At 71.8% G+C, this 16,880-nt stretch carries 14 protein-coding genes; all 14 read right to left on the reverse strand.

Annotated features, from left to right (window positions below):
- Positions 1-284 precede the first annotated feature (284 nt).
- Entirely contained in the window at positions 285-641 is a 357-nt protein-coding gene (locus tag G6O68_RS00005) for a hypothetical protein (RefSeq protein ID WP_165243456.1), read from the reverse strand.
- Positions 642-750: 109 nt separating this feature from the next.
- Positions 751-1,893 (reverse strand): SU10 major capsid protein, encoded by a 1,143-nt coding sequence (locus G6O68_RS00010; RefSeq protein ID WP_165243459.1) that lies wholly within the window; start codon positions 1,891-1,893, stop codon positions 751-753.
- 119 nt (positions 1,894-2,012) lie between these two features.
- Complete coding sequence (locus G6O68_RS00015) at positions 2,013-2,687, reverse strand: hypothetical protein (protein WP_165243462.1); 675 nt, start codon at positions 2,685-2,687, stop codon at positions 2,013-2,015.
- A gap of 62 nt (positions 2,688-2,749) precedes the next feature.
- Positions 2,750-2,932, reverse strand: a complete 183-nt coding sequence (locus tag G6O68_RS00020) for a hypothetical protein (RefSeq protein ID WP_165243465.1) — start codon at positions 2,930-2,932, stop codon at positions 2,750-2,752.
- A 183-nt stretch (positions 2,933-3,115) separates the two neighbouring features.
- Complete coding sequence (locus tag G6O68_RS00025; RefSeq protein ID WP_165243468.1) at positions 3,116-4,363, reverse strand: hypothetical protein; 1,248 nt, start codon at positions 4,361-4,363, stop codon at positions 3,116-3,118.
- A gap of 55 nt (positions 4,364-4,418) precedes the next feature.
- Positions 4,419-5,975, reverse strand: coding sequence for a hypothetical protein (locus tag G6O68_RS00030; RefSeq protein ID WP_165243471.1), 1,557 nt, complete (start codon positions 5,973-5,975; stop codon positions 4,419-4,421).
- The gene (locus G6O68_RS00035) at positions 5,956-6,294 is read right to left on the reverse strand and encodes a hypothetical protein (protein ID WP_165243474.1); all 339 of its coding nucleotides are present in this window, start codon (positions 6,292-6,294) and stop codon (positions 5,956-5,958) included. Before G6O68_RS00035 ends, G6O68_RS00030 begins: the two co-directional genes overlap by 20 nt.
- A gap of 41 nt (positions 6,295-6,335) precedes the next feature.
- Positions 6,336-6,605 (reverse strand): hypothetical protein, encoded by a 270-nt coding sequence (locus tag G6O68_RS00040; protein ID WP_165243477.1) that lies wholly within the window; start codon positions 6,603-6,605, stop codon positions 6,336-6,338.
- Positions 6,606-6,612: 7 nt separating this feature from the next.
- The gene (locus tag G6O68_RS00045; protein WP_165243480.1) at positions 6,613-6,972 is read right to left on the reverse strand and encodes a hypothetical protein; all 360 of its coding nucleotides are present in this window, start codon (positions 6,970-6,972) and stop codon (positions 6,613-6,615) included.
- A 64-nt stretch (positions 6,973-7,036) separates the two neighbouring features.
- On the reverse strand, positions 7,037-7,252 hold the full coding sequence (locus tag G6O68_RS00050; RefSeq protein WP_165243483.1) for a hypothetical protein: 216 nt from the start codon (positions 7,250-7,252) through the stop codon (positions 7,037-7,039).
- Between the two features lie 200 nt (positions 7,253-7,452).
- Positions 7,453-8,352, reverse strand: a complete 900-nt coding sequence (locus G6O68_RS00055; protein WP_165243486.1) for a hypothetical protein — start codon at positions 8,350-8,352, stop codon at positions 7,453-7,455.
- Positions 8,353-8,397: 45 nt separating this feature from the next.
- On the reverse strand, positions 8,398-8,835 hold the full coding sequence (locus tag G6O68_RS00060; RefSeq protein ID WP_165243489.1) for a hypothetical protein: 438 nt from the start codon (positions 8,833-8,835) through the stop codon (positions 8,398-8,400).
- Between the two features lie 125 nt (positions 8,836-8,960).
- Positions 8,961-9,530 carry a hypothetical protein gene (locus G6O68_RS00065; protein WP_165243492.1) on the reverse strand — a complete coding sequence of 190 codons (570 nt, stop codon included), beginning with the start codon at positions 9,528-9,530 and terminating at the stop codon, positions 8,961-8,963.
- Positions 9,531-9,892: 362 nt separating this feature from the next.
- Positions 9,893-16,393, reverse strand: coding sequence for an excinuclease ABC subunit UvrA (uvrA, locus tag G6O68_RS00070; protein WP_165243495.1), 6,501 nt, complete (start codon positions 16,391-16,393; stop codon positions 9,893-9,895).
- Positions 16,394-16,880: the final 487 nt, after the last annotated feature.

A 16,880-nucleotide genomic window follows, 5' to 3' on the forward strand; every position in this document is an offset into this window, starting at 1 on the left:
CTCCCAGGCATGCGAGACGTCCTCTCGTGGCGAAGATCGACCGTCGCGACCGCTCGACCCGACCGCGCGGATCAACCCAGCAGGCCCATCGCCTTCAGGTCGTTGATCAGCCCGTTGAGGAGCTGGGTCGTGTTCTCGGAAAGGTTCCGGAGGTTTTCGTAGGCGGCCCGCAGGCCGTTGAGGTCGGCCGCCTGGGCGTAAGGCGAGCTCCCCTGCCCCGAGGGGATGCCGGCGAAGGTGCCCGATATGGGGCTGGACGTATAGCCGGACAGGGGCCAGGGTCCTCAAGCCCGCTTGCGCCGCGAGGCCGCGGCCGTCTGGGGCTGGAGGGGGTACGACGGGGGCGGCTCGGGGGCAGAGGCGGCCTCGGGGGGCCCCTCCACCGACTCGACCGCCTCGCGGACGGCCAGGTCGATCCCCTCGACGGCCGCGGCCAGGGCGTCGCGGACCGCCCGGACGTGCTCCAGGAGCTCGCGACGGCTCCCGGCCTCCAGGGCGGGGTACTGCCCCAGGGCGTCCTGCACCTGCTTGTAATGCCAGAGGCCCCGGCCCTGGCCGAGGTGCCGGAGGCCCCGGCCCTCGGCCGCGCGCTCGATGTAGGGCCACAGGCCGGGGAACGTGAAGGTCGATCGCATGTTCATAACGGCTCGCGTCGAGGGTCGGGCGGGGCCGCCCCGGCGCCGGCTCACGGCCGGCGGCTCGGGGCGGCCCCCGGGGGGGGCTCGGGGGCTCCGGGCGACCGATCGGCGGTCAGGCGGCCGAGAAGGCCGTGATGCCGGAGACCCAGGCGTGATGGGCCTCGTTGTCGATCTCGACGGCGCCTTCCAGGATGATGTCGCCCTCGAAGGCGTCGCCCCGCGAGCCGCGCGGCTTGTCGATCATCGACCGCTTGAGCCGGATGCGGGACTCCTGGGCCGACAGGCAGACCGCGGTGCCGGGCCGGAGCAGCGGGGCCGGCACGATCGAGATGCCGGAGAGGAACGGGGCCTCGAACAGGTCGATGGGCGTGCCGAAGACGTTGCTGCCGGCGTTGACCCGCATCGCCGCGTGGCCCCAGACGGCGAACGCCGAGAGGAAGTCGGTGCTGACCAGCAGGAGGCTCGGGTTGCCGCCGCCGTTGAAGCACGCCTGGATCGTGTCGCGGATCAGGTCGGAGGGCTTGTAGGCGGCGGCGTTCGTGGGCGCCGTCACCTTGTTGGTGGCCAGGATCGACTGGATGCCCTTCATGAGCGGGCGGCTCGTCGGCGAGGTCAGGCCCACGCCCTTGCCGTAGTAGACGGCCGACTCGAAGTCGTCCATCACGTGCTGCATCGCCAGCATGCGGTCGCGGTCGAGCGGCGTGGCGAAGGCCGAGCCGTAGCCCGAGTCGGCCTGCAGGGCGCCGCCCACCTGGTAGGCGTGCTGCACGGTCTGGCAGTACTGGGTGGTGGCCTGCGGGATGCGGCTGAGGCCCGAGACGTTGGTCTCGGCGCCGGTCCGCGTGTTGCTGACCAGGAAGATCGGCTGGGCGTCGGCGTGGCCGGCGGCCGTGGTGCCGGCGTAGCCGCGGGCGACCGTCAGGGTGTTGGCGGCCGCGTCGACGGCCGTCACCAGCAGGTACTCCTGCTCGATCTGGACGACGTCGCCAGAGTCGAAGACCGAGGCGTCGGCCGCGATCAGCGTGGTCGCGCCGGCCGAGAGGGCCCCGCCGTTGTTCAGGGCGATCGACCGCGGGCGGTAGTTGTCGTTGACGATCAGGAAGTGGGGCGAGCCGACCGGCAGCTTCGGCAGCCGCGAGGTCAGCGGGGTGCGGTTGACGAACCAGTTGATCGCCACGCCGAACACGTCGTTCGGGAGGACGCCGGCGTTGAGCGCGGAGAACTGGGTCAGCGGGCCGTTCTCGTACAGGGGCATTTAGGTCGACTCCGGTTGGGATCCGTCGGGATGGAGCGGCGGCCGACGCGGCCGGGCGTCCGGGGGGGAGGGGCGATTCGAGGCGGGGCTCGCCCCGGCTCGGCGCGGTTCGGTTCGGCTCAGGCCAGCGGGTGCAGGCCGAACGACTGGTACTGGTTCTGCCGGTCTTTCCACTGGTTGACGATCGCCTCCAGCGATCCCGGCTGCGCGCCCCGGGGCGCCGTGTAGGGGCGGCTGGCGTCGCCGCCGGCCCCCCCGCGAGACGTCGGGGCGAAGAAGATCGCGAACTGCGGCGATTCCAGCCGCTCGCGGAGGGCCTCGGAGGCCGGCCGGCCGGAGGCCCGCTCGCGCACCGTCAGGGCGCCGGAAGCCTCGCGGACCGTCTCGAACTCGTCCTGCAGGAGCCGACGGACCATCGCGGCGGCGGCCGAACGCTGCTCGGCCGTCTCCCCGACGAACGTCCGCCCCTGGCAGGCCTCGGCGATGGCCGCCGACTTCCGCTCGCCGTACACCTGCTGCTCCAGCAGGGTGTATCGCGAGACGGCCTCGGCGTGCTTCTGCTCCCAGGCCTTCCGCTGCTGTTCGAGGGCCTCCTCGATCTGCCCCTTCTCGGCCAGCGCCCGCAGCCGTTCCTTCTCCTTCATCTCCAGCGTCGCCTCCTGCAGGCGCTGGTACTCCTTCAGCTGGGACTCCAGGGCCCGCAGGCGCTGGTGCTCCTCGGCCGTCAACGGCGCCGACGATTCGGCCGCCGCGCCGGCGCCGGGCTTCACTTCGACGTTCGTGTGATCGTTCACGGAATGACCTCGCACGGGGACGGGATGGGCCGGCGTCGCGGGGGGGCGGTACGGGGGGCCCCTCAGGGCTCGCCCCGGCCCCCCGCGACGCCGAGCCCGAGGTAAACGTCGATCTCGGCGTCGAAGACGCCGTAGTCGCCGTCGTCAAGGCCCGGCAGCATGACTCGGACGAGCTTGCCGAGCATCTCGCTCTCGGTCAGCGGCGCGTTGCCGGCCGCCGCCAGGATGGCCTGGAACTGGCCCATCGTGCGGGCCAGCTCCTCGCCGGTGAACAGGTCGAACGAGCTGGGATACTGGATCCGGACCGCTTCCCGATCCTCGGGCGAAGTCTCGCCCCCGCCCTGGACCAGGAGGGCCAGGTCCGCGAGGCGACGCTCAGCCTGGCCGAGCGTCGAGGCGACCTTGCTCAGAAGGTCGTTCCCCGCCGCCTAGTCGATCCGCTTCGACACGCCGCTCTGGGCGACCGTCGAGCCGCCCGTCCCGGCGGAGCCCGCCGGCTTGAGCAGCAGGGCGGCGCGGTCGGCGGCGTCGCGTAGGTCGGCCTTGTTCAGCCGCAGCGAGTCGGCACCCTCCTTCGGGAACTGGACGACGTCGAACCCCTCGTAGGTCGCGGCGCCCCCCTGGGTGTTCTTCTTCTTCGGCAGCAGCCAGTTCGGGCCGATGGGCACGGCGCCGTCCGCCTTGACGTAGTCCTCCGGGCCCTGCAGGAGCGGGTGGGCCTGGGTGGTGTCGCTCAGGATCAGCTCGCTGTCCCGGTTGTAGAACTCGCGCTGGATCTCGGCGATGCTCTCGTATCGGGGGAGGCCGATGTTGCGGCATCGGGGCCGGCGGCGGTCGAACACGCGGACGATCGGGACCCTGCCGTAGCCGTGGTCCACGGGGCCCTTGACGACCTCGCCCTTCTCGTCGAAGAGCGTCCACGACCGCTCGTCCCAGTGCCGCCACGACGAGCGGCCCTCGTCGTGGACCTCGCGGACGAGGCACTCCAGGTAGCGGCCGGAGCGGTCGAGCCGCCACCAGACCATGTTCTCCGGCAGGATGTACGAGGCGACGCAGGCGTCGAGCCCCAGGCGGATCTCGTCGGCCCGCGTGCGGACCGGCTCGTCGTCGGGGGCCGCCGGCCGATCGACCATGAGGTCGAGCTGGCCCAGGACCAGCAGCAGCGGGGCTACCGAGTTGGACATGAAGTCGTCGATCGAGGAGCCCCGGCCGTCGACGTCTCGCCACCAGGCCGTCAGCCGCTCGGGCCCGCTCCGCTTGACCTCGCGGCTGTAGATGCGGGCCAGGTGGGCCTCGACGGCCTCGGAGACGAAGGTCGGCACGGGGGTCCGCGCCCGCCGCAGCTCGTAGTCGTCGTCGGTCGCCTGGTGGGCGGGATCGGTCCCGATCGGCCTCCCGTTCGCGGGATAAGAGCCGGATTCGAGGGCCGAGGGATACTCCCGCTTGTGGCGGACGAGGTTCCGGACCGGCATCCCGTGCGGGTCGTACCCGTACACGGCCGTCCGGTAGGCCTCGCCCCCCTCCCAGGAGTCGAGCAGCCATCGCCAGGGGAGCTGATTCGCGAGCCACTCGGGATGGGGGTGGTCGAGCCGCCGGCCGTCCGGCAGGGCGAGCCGCGGCATGCCGGCGCCCGGCATCGGGAAGACCGACGCTCCGATCGTGTTCGATGTCAGCATCTTGGTGGTGTCTTCCGCTGGTATGAAGGAGGGGGGAAAGGGGGGCCGGGGACGCTCAGAACACGCGGCCGGCCTTCGCCCGGCGGAGCGGGGGCTCCTCGGGCGACGCCCCGTCGGGGAGGGCCACGCTCAGCCCGCCGCGGAGCGCGTCGATCAGGTCTTCCCACGGATGCTGCGGGTCGGCCGGGTAGTCCATCCACTGTCCCGAGCGCCGCGCCCGGGCGTAGCTCTGGAAGGCCGCGATCAGTCGCGTGCATCGCGGATGGATCGCCATCCGGGCCGAGCCGTCGGCCGACCTCACGAGGCTCTCGATCAGGTTCAGCCCCTCCAGCACGCAGCCGGGGTAGCGCGGCCAGGGCTCGAGGCCCGTCTCGCCGACCAGGCCGCAGCGGCGGTATTCCGAGACGACCGTCGGCCCGACCGGGTTGCGGGCTCCCCCCGCCGAGTCGGTCGAGACGTGGCGGAGCGCCGAGCCGCACATCCGGTCGAGCATCGCCACGACCTCCAGGGCGCACGCCTCGGCCGAGCGGCCCTCCGCCAGGTAGTCGGCGAAGACGTGGATCCGGGCCGGCTCGGGGACGGGCGCCCAGGCCCAGCCGGGCCGGACCTGGAAGAAGACGGCACCGGTGAAGACGCCCGAGTCGATCGCGACGTGCACCGGCAGCGACGGGTCGAAGTCGGCGTCGTCGCGGACGTTCTCCGACTCGTCGAAGTCCTTGAACCAGACGCCGTCGGCCTTGGGGCCCCGGCAGAGGTAGTCGCTCGCGAAGACGCGGGGGGAGACCCCCCGGACCTTCTGGATCAGGGCGTCGATCCCGTAGTGCCCGTCGCTCCGCTTGGCCTTGGGGCGGCCCTTCGGGTCGGCGTCGCGGTCCTCGTGGCACCACGGCATCAGCGGACATTCGGGGCACTTCTCCAGCCGCCGGCCGCTCCGCTCGGGGGGGCAGCGCTCGAGCACTTCGAAGATGCAGTAGGTGTGGATGGGGAAGGCGCCGGCGTGGGCCTGCTCCACAAGGCCGGCCATCGGGCCGGCGGGGCGGTGCCAGGTTGACGTCATCAGCACGCTCGCCTTCACCCCCCGGAGGTCCATCGCCATGCCGAGGGCCGACTCGCGGATCTCCGGGTCGATCTCGTCCACCTCGTCGAGCTTGAGGCTGGCGACGTGGGGGCCGCGGACGCTGGTGGGACTGGCGGCGAGGATCGCCACCCGCGAGCCGTTGACGTAGGTCGCCTCGGTCTTCAGCAGCCTCCGGACCGAGTCCCGGTCGCCCCCCAGGACGCCCGCGCCCTCGAAGACGGTGGCCTGCAGGGCCCGGTAGATCTGCTCGGACTGGGCCCGCGAGCCCCCGAGGACGTGGGTCTCGTGGCGGGGGTGGAACCGGCTGGCCAGGTGCGTGTCGAGCGCCGAGAGGAACGACTTGCCGCTGCCCCGAGGCCCGTGCCAGAGGGCGAGCGAGGGGCGGTCCAGGACCTGGTCGGCGAACATGTCGAACGGGGCCGAATGCCCCTGGCAGACGGGACGCGCCGGGATCCGGACGCCGGCGAAGCCGCGCACCCAGTCCCGCAGCTCGGCCCTGGTCTTGGGCCTGCGGTCACGAACGGCCTTGAGCACTCGAGCGATCCTTGACGGGTCCACGGACGGCCTCCAAAACCCTGCGGGCGGTCTCGTCGTCGATCGGCGTCGCCGCCTCCTCGGCCGCGGGGGCGGCCGGGGCGAGGCGGCGGGACAGCACGGCCCAGGCGCGGAGGTCTCCCCTGACGGCCGCTGCGATCAGGGCCTCGGCCGCGCGTTCGGCCCAGGTCCGGGAGGGGTCGTCGCTGGGGGCGGCCAGCCGCTCTCGGAGCCGCTGGTCCAGCCCCGGGGCCGGGGGGTCGTCGGCCTCGACCGGGGGATGAGGGCCGAGGGATTTGGTCGCGACGCCGTCGCCCATGATCGAGGTTTCCCGAGGAGGAGGAGGGCCGTCACGGCCGCTCAGCGGACCGCGGGCAGCCGGGTCAGGATCTGTTCCAGCTTGTCCAGGAGTTCGCCGTGGAGGCGACGCTCGGCGTCCCGCCGCTCGCGGTCGCGCTCCATCTCGGCCGCGAGGGGGCCGGGCTCGGCCTGCCGCCGGTCGAACGCCAGGAGCTCGCGTCGCTGCGACTGGGAGAGCGCCAGGATCACCGCACCTGCGAGGCAGAGCGTGGCGATCAGGGCCGGGAGCCGGCTCCACCGACTCGTCGCCCACTCTCCGAACGGTTCCAAGACATTCTTAATCGTCATTGCGTGGATCCGGGAATGGTCTGATGTCGGGGGCGGGGGGAAGGGCGCCGTCCGCCGCGCGGGCGGCCCTGATCCAGCCCAGCACCGCCTCGACGACCTCAGCCGCGTGGTCGGTCCGGGCCTGGATCCGAAGCTTCGCCAGTTCGTGCTCGCGCTGCTTCTGCCGGTCCTGCCAGAAGTCCTTCGTGAACGCCGAGATCGCGGCGATCAGGCCGGCGCCCCCCAGGAGGAACGAGCCGGCCCCGACCGTCGGGTCCGCCGAGACGGACTCCGCGACCAGGGCCGTGCTCGTCGCCAGGAGCCCCCCGGCGTAGGCGAGATTCTGGGAGACGTACGGGAAGTAGCTCATGACGTAAACCCATCCTTCTCGGGGGGGCGCCCGCTCGATGGGCGGGAGATCCCGGGCGAGGCGGTCAATCGCGTTCGGGCTTGGCGGCGGAAGCCGCGTGCAGCCCGACCGCGCTGGCGCCGCTGAAGAGCACCAGCATCGCCTCGAAGATCGTCTCCAGCCCCTGGTCGTAGTGCTTCGATAGGATCATTCCGATCCCGGAGGCGACGGCGGCGGCCACCGACGCATACGTCTTGTAGTTGCGCAAAACTTTGAGGATAAGCACAATCGTCGTGTTCATCTTCGTCGGCCTTTCGTCGCGGTCAGTAGGGGGGGAGGCATTCCCAGATCGATTCGGACGCCACCAGCCAGGCGGCGGCGACGGCCAGGGCCGCCAGCAGGATGCGGTCCTCGGGGCCGATCGCCGCGGCCCTCGCCGCGATCGCCGCCGGCGGAGGGTGCGGCGGGTCGCGGCGGAGTCGCGGCCGGGGCGGGTGGCGGTCAGGCGGCGCGATGGTAGCTCCAGTACTCCGGGAGCGCTCGGGTGACGAACTCGGGGGCCCTGGCCATCGCCCAGGAATCCCCCTGAGCGAGGATCCTCTCGACCGTCGCCCGGTCGGCCCAGAAGCTGTAGCTCGGCTGATCCAGGGCGAGCGGGCCGGTCGGCTGGTCGGGGCCCCAACTCTGCAGGATGCAGGCGCCGGGGCGGTCGAACCGGACCCCACCGATCAGCATGCAGTGGCCCCACGTCCCCTGGGCCGCGCAGAAGCCGTCGCGGTCCCTGGCGGTCGTGAACCCCTGGTTCGAGCAGATGGAGACCGGGTAGCCGTTCCGCATGGCCGCGACCAGCTCGCCCCAGGTCGAGGCCCGGGCGGCCGAGCCGAGCCGCAGCGAGGCGGCCTTGGCCTTGAGCTCGGCGGGGGCGCCGTGGTGGCCCCAGGACCTGGCCCGATCGCCGCTGTAGTCGCCGCCGCCGCCCAGCATCTCGCGGCTGACGACGCCGATGGTGGACATCGCCGAGATCGCCGCCGAGCCGTAGGAGCCGTCGCCGCGGCCGAGGATCCCCGCCACTTCGCGGGACGCCGCGTAGATGAACTCGGTCGACGTTTCGCGGTACTCCGAGGCCTCGCCCAGGGCGATCTCGACGCACTGGAGCAAGTCGAGCCCGTGGCCGTGGCCGTGGCCCACGCAGTCGCCGATCTGTTGCGCCGGATAGGCCGGATAGCGGCCGAGGACGTCCCGGAAGGCCCTGTACAGGAGGATGGGGGCGCCGCCCCGGTCCCCGGCCATCAGGCCGGGGGCGGCCGACGAGAAGGTGGGGCGCCGGGCGGCGAAGCTCCGCTGGACCTCGTCGGCGCCCAGCCATCCGTCGACGGCGTGATCATGCGTCGATTCGCTCATTGGATCTCTCGCGGGGGGGGGGGATGGGGGCCGCGGGGGTCGGGCTCACTCGGCCTCGGAGAGGCCGGCCGCGAACGCCCGCCAGATGGCGGCGAGGGCCACCTTGTCGGCCCGCGAGACCTCGGCGTCGGGCTTCCCCTCGGGGACCGCGGCGGCGAAGGACCGGGCGACGACGCGATCGAACAGGGCGGTGCGGCCCGCGGCCCAAGTCTCGGCCACCAGCGAGAGCGACTCGTTGACGCCCCGTCCGGACTCCAACGCGTCGGCCCCTTGTCGCCAGGCCTCGGCGTAGACGGCCCCGAGGGCCTTCGGATAGGCCCGGCCGATCGACTCCATGGCATGGGCCGACTCCGGCCCGGTCGACGCGTCGCGGCGGTTCGTCCAGGCGACGCCCGCCGCGGCGGAGACCGCGGCGACGACGAGCGTCGGCCCCCAACGCCTCGCGAGGAGGGCCGTCGTCGAGAGGGCGGCTTCGAAGGGCATGCGGATTCCCTGCAGCGACATGGCGGATCACCCCGATTGCTTTGGCGAGTCTCACGACGGACGCACGAAGGGGGGGCCGGCGTCGCCGTCGTCGGCGCCGGGCGTGCCGGAGCGGAAAGGGACCGTCAGGGGCGGAGCGAGGCGAACCGCCGGGCCCGCCGCTCACGCCTCGTCTCGGATGCGGGCGAGGCCGCGACCTCCTCGCGGAGGCCCCGGCCGGCGGGCGTCGGCGCGGCCGACTCGGGCTCGGGGGCTGGGTCGGTCGCCGGGTCGCGTTTCATGGCCGGGTGGCCGTCGACGCCCGATTGCGAGCAGACCATGCAGCAGAAGAGGGAACCGGGGCGGATCGGCCCGCGATGCGGGCATTCCGAGGCCGGCGTGAACGCGCCGATCGGGAACAAGGGGACGAGCTCCAGCCACCAGGGCGTCCTGATGCCGGCCGATCCCGGCGAAGACCCTTCGAGGCCGTCGCCGTCCCGCATCGGCAGGATGTCCGCGGCGGTCTCTTCCTGAGGGTGGGAGGCTTCCTGCTCGCGAAGCCTGGCCAACGCCCGCCTCACGAGTTGGACGCTCACGCCGGCTCCCCCGGCGATCGCCGAGGTCGATTTCCCTTCCTGGTGGAGCCGAAGCCACTCCTGGTCGCGGACCTCGCGGGCCACCCCGTTGACCCGTCTCTTTCTCGTCGCGTTTCCCATGACGTCATCTCCCGGCCCGCCCGGCCCTCGGTCGACGTCTACCTAAGTTGTGCTATACAAAACGAAATGCGGAAAGGCAACTCGACCGACGAATTCGGGAGAATTGCGCAAGTCTCTGTGAGACCGAGCTTAACGATCCGGGAAAATGTCCAGTCTGGGAAACTTGAGGCGGTGCGTGGGGAGTCGGATGCACAATGAGGATGTGGAACGCGGGGGTTTCGAGGCTCGAATCCCCCCGAATGGACGAGATCGACACGAAGACGCCCGCCCGGCCCTCGCTCGACCTCGCGAACGTCGTCAGGATTTTTGTCAGGAACGCAAGCGCGGCGCGAGGCCGCGTCGTCGGCGCGGCCGGGGTCGGCTCAGAGCTCGGCGGCCGTCTTCAGGCGGGGGAGCCGGGCCCAGCGGGCCAGTGAGGCCGCGGCCTGGGCGAGGAACTCCTCGAAGGCCGGCGTCTGGAAGTCGGCCAGGGAGTGGCCCGTGATGGTGACTTCCTGGAGCCCGGACGCCCCGGAGACCTTGAGCCGGGGGGCGTCGGAGAGGACGGGGGTCGGGCCGTCGTGGAACGGGATGAGGCCGAGCCTGGCGGCCAGCGACTTCTCCTGGAACGTGTTGCGCGGGACCCGGAATCGCAGGGTGACGACCCACTCGCTGCCGGTCGTCGCCTGGAAGAAGGCGACTTCGGATTCGCCGTCGGGCCCGACGACGCCGATGCGGACCGCCCCGCGCTGGTTCCAATCGGTCGGCCCGAGAGATTCGCCGCCGAGCGCCTCCAGGCGGTCGACGACGTGCCCCAGGATCCGGCCGTCCCAGCGCACGGGACGGCCGTTGCGCGAGGTCCGATCCTCCAGGTGCCACTTCCGGCCGTCGCGCTCCCAGGGGGCGAGGGCCGCGCCGACCTCGGCCGTCGCCGTCGCGCGGCCGCCGGACTTGGGTTTCGGGGCCTTCCCCTTCCCGGGCTCGGCGAGGCGGGCGGCCTTGGCCTCGGCGGCGGCCTTCTTGGCGGCCTCCTTGGGGTCGAAGCGGGGACGCTCGGCGAACGGGCCGTCGGCGAGCAAGCTGCGGAGGAAGCGGGGGGTGTGGCCGCGATCGCAGGCGGCGATCGATTCCGGCGGACCTTCGACGACGATCTCGCCGCCCCCCCGGCCCGCCTCGGGGCCCAGGTCGATCACCCAATCGGACGTCTTGATCACGTCCAGGTTGTGCTCGATCACGACCACGGTGTTCCCCAGGTCGGCCAGGCGGTGGACGACGTCGAGCAGCTTGCGGACGTCGTCGACGTGCAGGCCGGTGGTCGGCTCGTCGAGGATGTAGAGCGTCTTGCCGGTGTCGGGCCGGGACAGCTCCGAAGCCAGCTTGACGCGCTGGGCCTCGCCGCCGGAGAGGGTCGGGGCGGACTGGCCGAGCGGCAGGTAGCCCAGGCCGACGTCGTGCAGCGTCCGGAGGATCCGCTTGATCCTGGGGACCTTGTCGAACAGCTCCAGGGCCTCGTCGACCGACATGTCGAGCACGTCGGCGATCGTCTTTCCGCGGAAGGTCACGGCGAGGACCTCGGGCGTGAAGCGGCGGCCCTTGCACGAGTCGCAGACGACCCAGACGTCGGGGAGGAAGTGCATCTCGATGCGCTTCTGGCCGGCCCCCTCGCAGGCCTCGCAGCGCCCGCCCGGCATGTTGAAGCTGAACCGGCGGGCGGTGTAGCCGCGGACCTTGGCCTCGGGGAGCTTCGCGAACAGCTCGCGGATCAGGTCGAACGTCCCCGAGTAGGTGGCGGCCGTGGAGTTCGGGGTGCCGCCGAGCGGGGACTGGTCCACGCGGATGACCTTGTCGATCTGCTCCAGGCCGAGGATCGCCTCGACGGCCCCGGGCGAGACCTGCGCGCGGTGGAGGGTCCGGGCGGCCGTCTTCCACAGCACGTCTTCCACCAGCGTGCTCTTGCCGGAGCCCGAGACGCCCGTCACCACCGTCACCACGCCGAGCGGGATCCGGACGTCCAGGTCCTTCAGGTTGTTGTGCCGGGCCCCCTTGATCAGGAGCGCGGGGACGCCGGAATCGGAGCCCGCCGGGCGGCGGTTGGTCGGGATCGGGATCGCCTTCGTCCCGCCGAGATACGCGCCCGTGAGCGACTTCGGGTCGGCGGCGACCTGGGCGGGGGGGCCGCTGGCGGTGACCTCGCCGCCGAACCGCCCGGAGCCGGGGCCGAAGTCGACGAGGGCGTCGGCCGCCTCGATGATCTCGCGGTCGTGCTCGACCAGGACGACGGTGTTCCCCAGGTCGCGGAGCCGCCGAAGCGCGCCCAGCAGGCGGCCGTTGTCGCGGGGGTGGAGGCCGATCGTCGGCTCGTCCAGGACGTACAGGACCCCCGTCAGGCCGCTGCCGATCTGGCTGGCCAGCCGGATGCGCTGGCTCTCGCCGCCCGAGAGGGTCGGCGTGCTCCGCCCCAGCGAGAGGTAGTCGAGCCCGACCTCGACCAGGAACGAGAGCCGCTCGCGGACCTCGCGGACGAGGTCGCCGGCGATGTGGCGCTTCTCGTCGTTCAGGTCGAGCTTCTCGAAGAAGTCGAGGGCCAGGCCCAGGGGCATCCGGCTGATCTGGTCGAGCGTCTGGCCCTCGAACCGGACGGCCGCGGCGTCGTCGCGAAGCCTGGCCCCCACGCACGCCGCGCACGGGACGTCGTCGACGAGCCCCTGGAGCTTCCAGCGATACTGGAACGAGACGCGGCCGGCCTCCTCGATCGCCGGGAAGAGGCCCTTGAACTGGAACGAGAAGCCGGGGGCGTCGCCCTCGCCGGGCAGCTCGTACCAGACGTCGGTCCGGCCGTGGAGGATCGTCCGGCGGTGGCGGGCCTCCAGGCCGTCGAAGGGCGCGTCGAGGTCGATCCCCTCGGCCCGGGCGACCGCTTCGATCATCCGCCCGAAGGCCCGATTCTCGCGGACGTCGGGCCAGACGGCGACCGCCTTGTCCCGCAGCGACCGCGACGGGTCGGGGATGAGGACCGCCGGGTTCGCCCCCTGCTGGACGCCCAGGCCTTCGCAGACCGGGCACCAGCCGAGCGGGCTGTTGAACGAGAAGTGGTGCGGCGACAGCTCCTCGAAGCTCCGCCCGCACTGGTCGCAGGAACGATGCTGGCTGAAGCGGTCGACGGGCCATTTCGCCTCGACGAGGTCGTCGACGACCCGGGCGACCAGCACCACCCCCTTGCCCAGGTCGAGGGCCGACTCCACCGCGTCGGCCAGCCGGGCGCGCGTCGAGCGGCGGACGACGGCGCGGTCGACGACGACCTCGACCTGATGCTTGCGGCGGCGGCTCAGCTTGGGGGGGGCGTCCAGCTCGATCGTCCGGCCGTCGACCCGGGCCCGGGCGAAGCCGGAGGCCTTCAGGGTGAGCCACAGGTCGTCGTACGACTCGTTGTCGCGGCGGTCGACCGGCGCCATGACGTGGACGCGCGAGCCTTCGGGGAGCTGGAGGATCTTCTCGATGATCTCGTCGGACGTCTGCGAGCCGATGATGATCCCGCACGAGGGGCAATACGGATGGCCCAGCCGCGCGACCAGGATGCGGAGGTAGTCGTGGATCTCTGTGACGGTGCCGACGGTCGACCGCGGGCTCTTGCTGGTGGTCTTCTGCTCGATGCTCACGGCCGGCGAGAGGCCGGTGATCTTGTCGACCCGGGGCTTGGGGAGCGGGGCCAGGAACTGGCGGGCGTAGCTGGAGAGGCTCTCGACGTACCGCCGCTGGCCCTCGGCGTAGAGCGTGTCGATCGCCAGCGAGCTCTTGCCCGAGCCGCTGGGCCCGCTGCAGACCGTCATCTTGTTGCGCGGGATGTCCAGGTCCACGCCCTTCAGGTTGTGCTGGCGGGCGCCCCGCACCGAGATCAGGTCCAGCCCCTCCTCGGACGACCGGGCCTTCCCCTTCCCCTTCGCCCCCTTCGCGGCCTTCGGCCGGCCGACGCGTCGCTTCGGGTCGGGCTTGAGGACTCGCTCCAAGGCGCGGCCGGTGTGGCTCTCGGCGACCCGGGCGACGGCCTCGGGCGGCCCTTCGGCCACGACCACGCCGCCGCCGGAGCCCCCCTCGGGGCCGAGGTCGATGAGCCAGTCGGCCGTCTTGACGACGTCCAAGTTGTGCTCGACGACCACGACGGTGTTGCCGCGAGCCTTGAAGCCGTGCAGGACGTTCAGGAGCTTGCGGACGTCCTCGAAGTGGAGCCCGGTGGTCGGCTCGTCGAGGATGTAGAGGGTCTTGCCCGTCCCCCGCCGGACCAGCTCGCGGGCCAGCTTGATGCGCTGGGCCTCGCCGCCCGAGAGGGTCGGCGAGGCCTGGCCGAGCTTCAGATAGTCGAGCCCGACGTCGTGCAGGGTCTGGAGCATGGCCGCGATCTTGGGGACGTTCGCGAAGTGTTCCAGGGCCTCCTGCACGTCCATGTCCAGCACGTCGCTGATGCTCTTGCCCTTGTAGCGGACGTGGAGCGTCTCGCGGGTGAACCGGCGGCCTTCGCAGACCGGGCAGACGACCCAGACGTCGGCCAGGAAGTCCATCTCCAGCTTGTTCGAGCCGTTCCCCTCGCAGGCCTCGCAGCGCCCGCCCGAGACGTTGAAGCTGAACCGGCCGGGCTGGTAGCCCCGCGCCCGGGAGTCGGGCAGCTTCGTGTAGAGGTCGCGGATCAGGTCCCAAAGCTTGATGTAGGTAGCGGCGTTGGAGCGGGGCGTGCGGCCGATGGGGGACTGGTCGATGTCGATGACCTTGTCGAGCTGGTCCATCCCCTCGATCGCGTCGTGCTCGCCGGGGACGGACTGCGCTCCGTTCAGGTCGCGGGCGAGGGCGTCTCGCAGGATGTCGCTGACGAGCGAGCTCTTGCCCGAGCCCGACACGCCGGTGACGCAGACGAACAGGCCGAGCGGGAAGGCGACGTCGATCCCCCGCAGGTTGTTCTGCCTCGCCCCGCGGATCACCAGCTCGCGGCCGTCGGGCGCCTTCCGCTCCTTGGGGATCTCGATCCGCGCCTTGCCCGAAAGGTAGGCCCCGGTCAGGCTGTCCTTGGCCTTCTCCAGGGCCTTGAGGTCCCCCTGGGCGACGACCTCGCCCCCCTTCACGCCGGGGCCGGGGCCGAAGTCGACGAGCCAGTCGGCCGCGCGCATGGTGTCCTCGTCGTGCTCGACGACGATGACGGTGTTGCCCACGTCCCGGAGCTTCTGGAGCGCCGAGATCAGGCTGTCGTTGTCGCGGGCGTGGAGGCCGATCGAGGGCTCGTCGAGGATGTAGAGCACCCCCACCAGCCCCGCGCCCACCTGGCTCGCCAGCCGGATGCGCTGGGCCTCGCCGCCGGAGAGGGTCGGGGCCGAGCGGTCGAGGCTGAGGTAGTGGAGGCCGACGTCGAGCAGGAAGCCGAGCCGGCCCCGGATCTCCTTGAGCAGCTCCTCGGCGATCGTCCGCGAGATCGGGTCCAGGGCGGTCGGCGTCGGGCCGTCGCCTTCCCTCGCGGCCGAGGGGTCGGCCAGGGCGTCGAAGAAGCCCTTGATGCGGCCGATGGGCCGGGACGAGAGCTCGACGAGCGTCGCCCCGCCGACCCGCACGGCCCGCGCGCGGGCGTTGAGCCGGGCGCCCTTGCACTCCGGGCAGGCCATGCTCCGCATGTAAGGTTCGAGCAGGGCGCGGGTGGGCGCGCCTCCCGAATTCTTGTAGCGATCGAGCAGCTCGGCGGCCACGCCCGGCCACTTCTCGGGGTGGGCCCAGGTCTTCCCCTTGGTCTTCCAGTGGCAGACGATGGTGCGGTCGCCGGCGCCGTGGAGCCAGACCTGCCGCCACTTCTCGTCGAGCTTGCTCCAGGGGCCCTTGAGCATCGTCCCGGCGGCCGGGCCGTCGGGGTCGGCCTCGAAATTCTTGGCAACGGCCTCGAACAGGTGCTTGCGCCACTTGCCGACCTCCTTCACCGGGCCGAGCGGGGCGATGGCCCCGTCCCAGACCGAGAGCGAGTGGTCGGGGATCAGCAGCTCGGGGTCGAAGTCGTGGCGGACGCCCAGGCCGTCGCAGGCCGGGCACATCCCCTGGGGGCTGTTGAAGCTGAAGAGCTGGGGGCTGGGCGGATCGAACCCGATCCCGCAGTGGACGCACGCGTAATGCGCCGAGAGGACCAGGTCGGGGCGGCCCTCGATCGCCACCACCAGGGTCCCCTCCCCCATCTTGAGGGCCTGCTCGACCGCCTCGGCCAGCCGGCCTCGGGCGTTCTCGGCCGCGGTCGCCTTGAGGCGGTCGACCACGACCTCGATGTCGTGCTTGATCTGGCGGTCGAGCCGGAGGTCGTCGGAGAGCGCGTAGACCTGGCCGTCGACCCGGGCGCGGACGTAGCCGGCCTTGGCGAGGTCCACGAACAGGTCCTTGTACTCCCCCTTCTGGCCCCGCACCACGGGGGCCAGCACGCTGAACGCCGTCCCGGTCGGGAGGTCCAGGATGCGGGCGACGATCTGCTCGCGGGTCTGGGCGGCGACCGGCCGGTCGCAGCGGGGGCAGTGGCCCTGGCCGACCCTGGCGAACAGGACGCGCAGGTAGTCGTTGATTTCGGTGATGGTGCCGACGGTCGACCGCGGGTTGCGGCCGCCGGTCTTCTGCTGGATCGAGATCGACGGCGAGAGCCCCTCGATCCGATCGACGTCGGGCTTGGGCATCTGGCCGAGGAACTGGCGGGCGTAGCTGGAGAGGCTCTCGACGTACCGCCGCTGGCCCTCGGCGTAGAGCGTGTCGAACGCCAGCGAGCTCTTGCCCGAGCCGGACACCCCCGTCAGGCAGATCAGCCGACCTCGCGGCAGGGTCAGCGACACGTCCCGGAGGTTGTGCTCGCGAGCCCCCCGGATCACCACGTCCGATGCCGCCATCCCTGGAAAGCCCCCCTGCCCCGCCTCCCGGAATCCTGAACCCATCTCAAGGAAGGTACTATACACGCGTCCGCTTCGGCCTGTCCAGCAGACGGTCGATTTCTCGCGACGACGCGGCCTGCGGGGGTCGTATCGATCACGCGCTTCGGCCGCCGTCCACGGTCCGTCCACCGCGTCGGTCGGCAGCTGTGGACGCTTCTAAGCTTTGTGGTTCAAGGGTTTGCGATTGATTTCTCCGGTTTGTCCATGGTTGTCTCCGGGAAGATCGGATCAAAGGGGTGGAGAGATCGGGGGATATGGACTCGTCCCGTCGTCGTTCCCCAGGAGCAGGAAGGGCCCGGGGACGGTGGACACCGTGGCCGCCCCGGCGACGGCCGCGCGGCGGGGGCTGCGGCCCGGTATCGCGGGCCCGGCCGGACGGTTACGATGGCCCTCGCGTCGCGCGGCGGTCGTCGACGAGTCCTCGGCACCTTGGGCTTCGAACAGC

Origin of the sequence: Paludisphaera soli (assembly GCF_011064595.1) — a bacterium.
Taxonomy (GTDB): Bacteria; Planctomycetota; Planctomycetia; order Isosphaerales; family Isosphaeraceae; genus Paludisphaera; species Paludisphaera soli.

Excerpts from the sequence above, each read along its gene's own strand:
- G6O68_RS00050 (WP_165243483.1), bottom strand. The coding sequence starts at position 7,252 with ATGAACACGACGATTGTGCTTATCCTCAAAGTTTTGCGCAACTACAAG.
- G6O68_RS00035 (WP_165243474.1), bottom strand. The coding sequence starts at position 6,294 with ATGGGCGACGGCGTCGCGACCAAATCCCTCGGCCCTCATCCCCCGGTC.
- G6O68_RS00065 (WP_165243492.1), bottom strand. The coding sequence starts at position 9,530 with ATGGGAAACGCGACGAGAAAGAGACGGGTCAACGGGGTGGCCCGCGAG.
- G6O68_RS00005 (WP_165243456.1), bottom strand. The coding sequence starts at position 641 with ATGAACATGCGATCGACCTTCACGTTCCCCGGCCTGTGGCCCTACATC.
- G6O68_RS00060 (WP_165243489.1), bottom strand. The coding sequence starts at position 8,835 with ATGCCCTTCGAAGCCGCCCTCTCGACGACGGCCCTCCTCGCGAGGCGT.
- G6O68_RS00025 (WP_165243468.1), bottom strand. The coding sequence starts at position 4,363 with ATGCTGACATCGAACACGATCGGAGCGTCGGTCTTCCCGATGCCGGGC.
- G6O68_RS00020 (WP_165243465.1), bottom strand. The coding sequence starts at position 2,932 with ATGGGCCAGTTCCAGGCCATCCTGGCGGCGGCCGGCAACGCGCCGCTG.
- G6O68_RS00010 (WP_165243459.1), bottom strand. The coding sequence starts at position 1,893 with ATGCCCCTGTACGAGAACGGCCCGCTGACCCAGTTCTCCGCGCTCAAC.
- G6O68_RS00055 (WP_165243486.1), bottom strand. The coding sequence starts at position 8,352 with ATGAGCGAATCGACGCATGATCACGCCGTCGACGGATGGCTGGGCGCC.
- G6O68_RS00045 (WP_165243480.1), bottom strand. The coding sequence starts at position 6,972 with ATGAGCTACTTCCCGTACGTCTCCCAGAATCTCGCCTACGCCGGGGGG.
- uvrA (WP_165243495.1), bottom strand. The coding sequence starts at position 16,393 with ATGGCGGCATCGGACGTGGTGATCCGGGGGGCTCGCGAGCACAACCTC.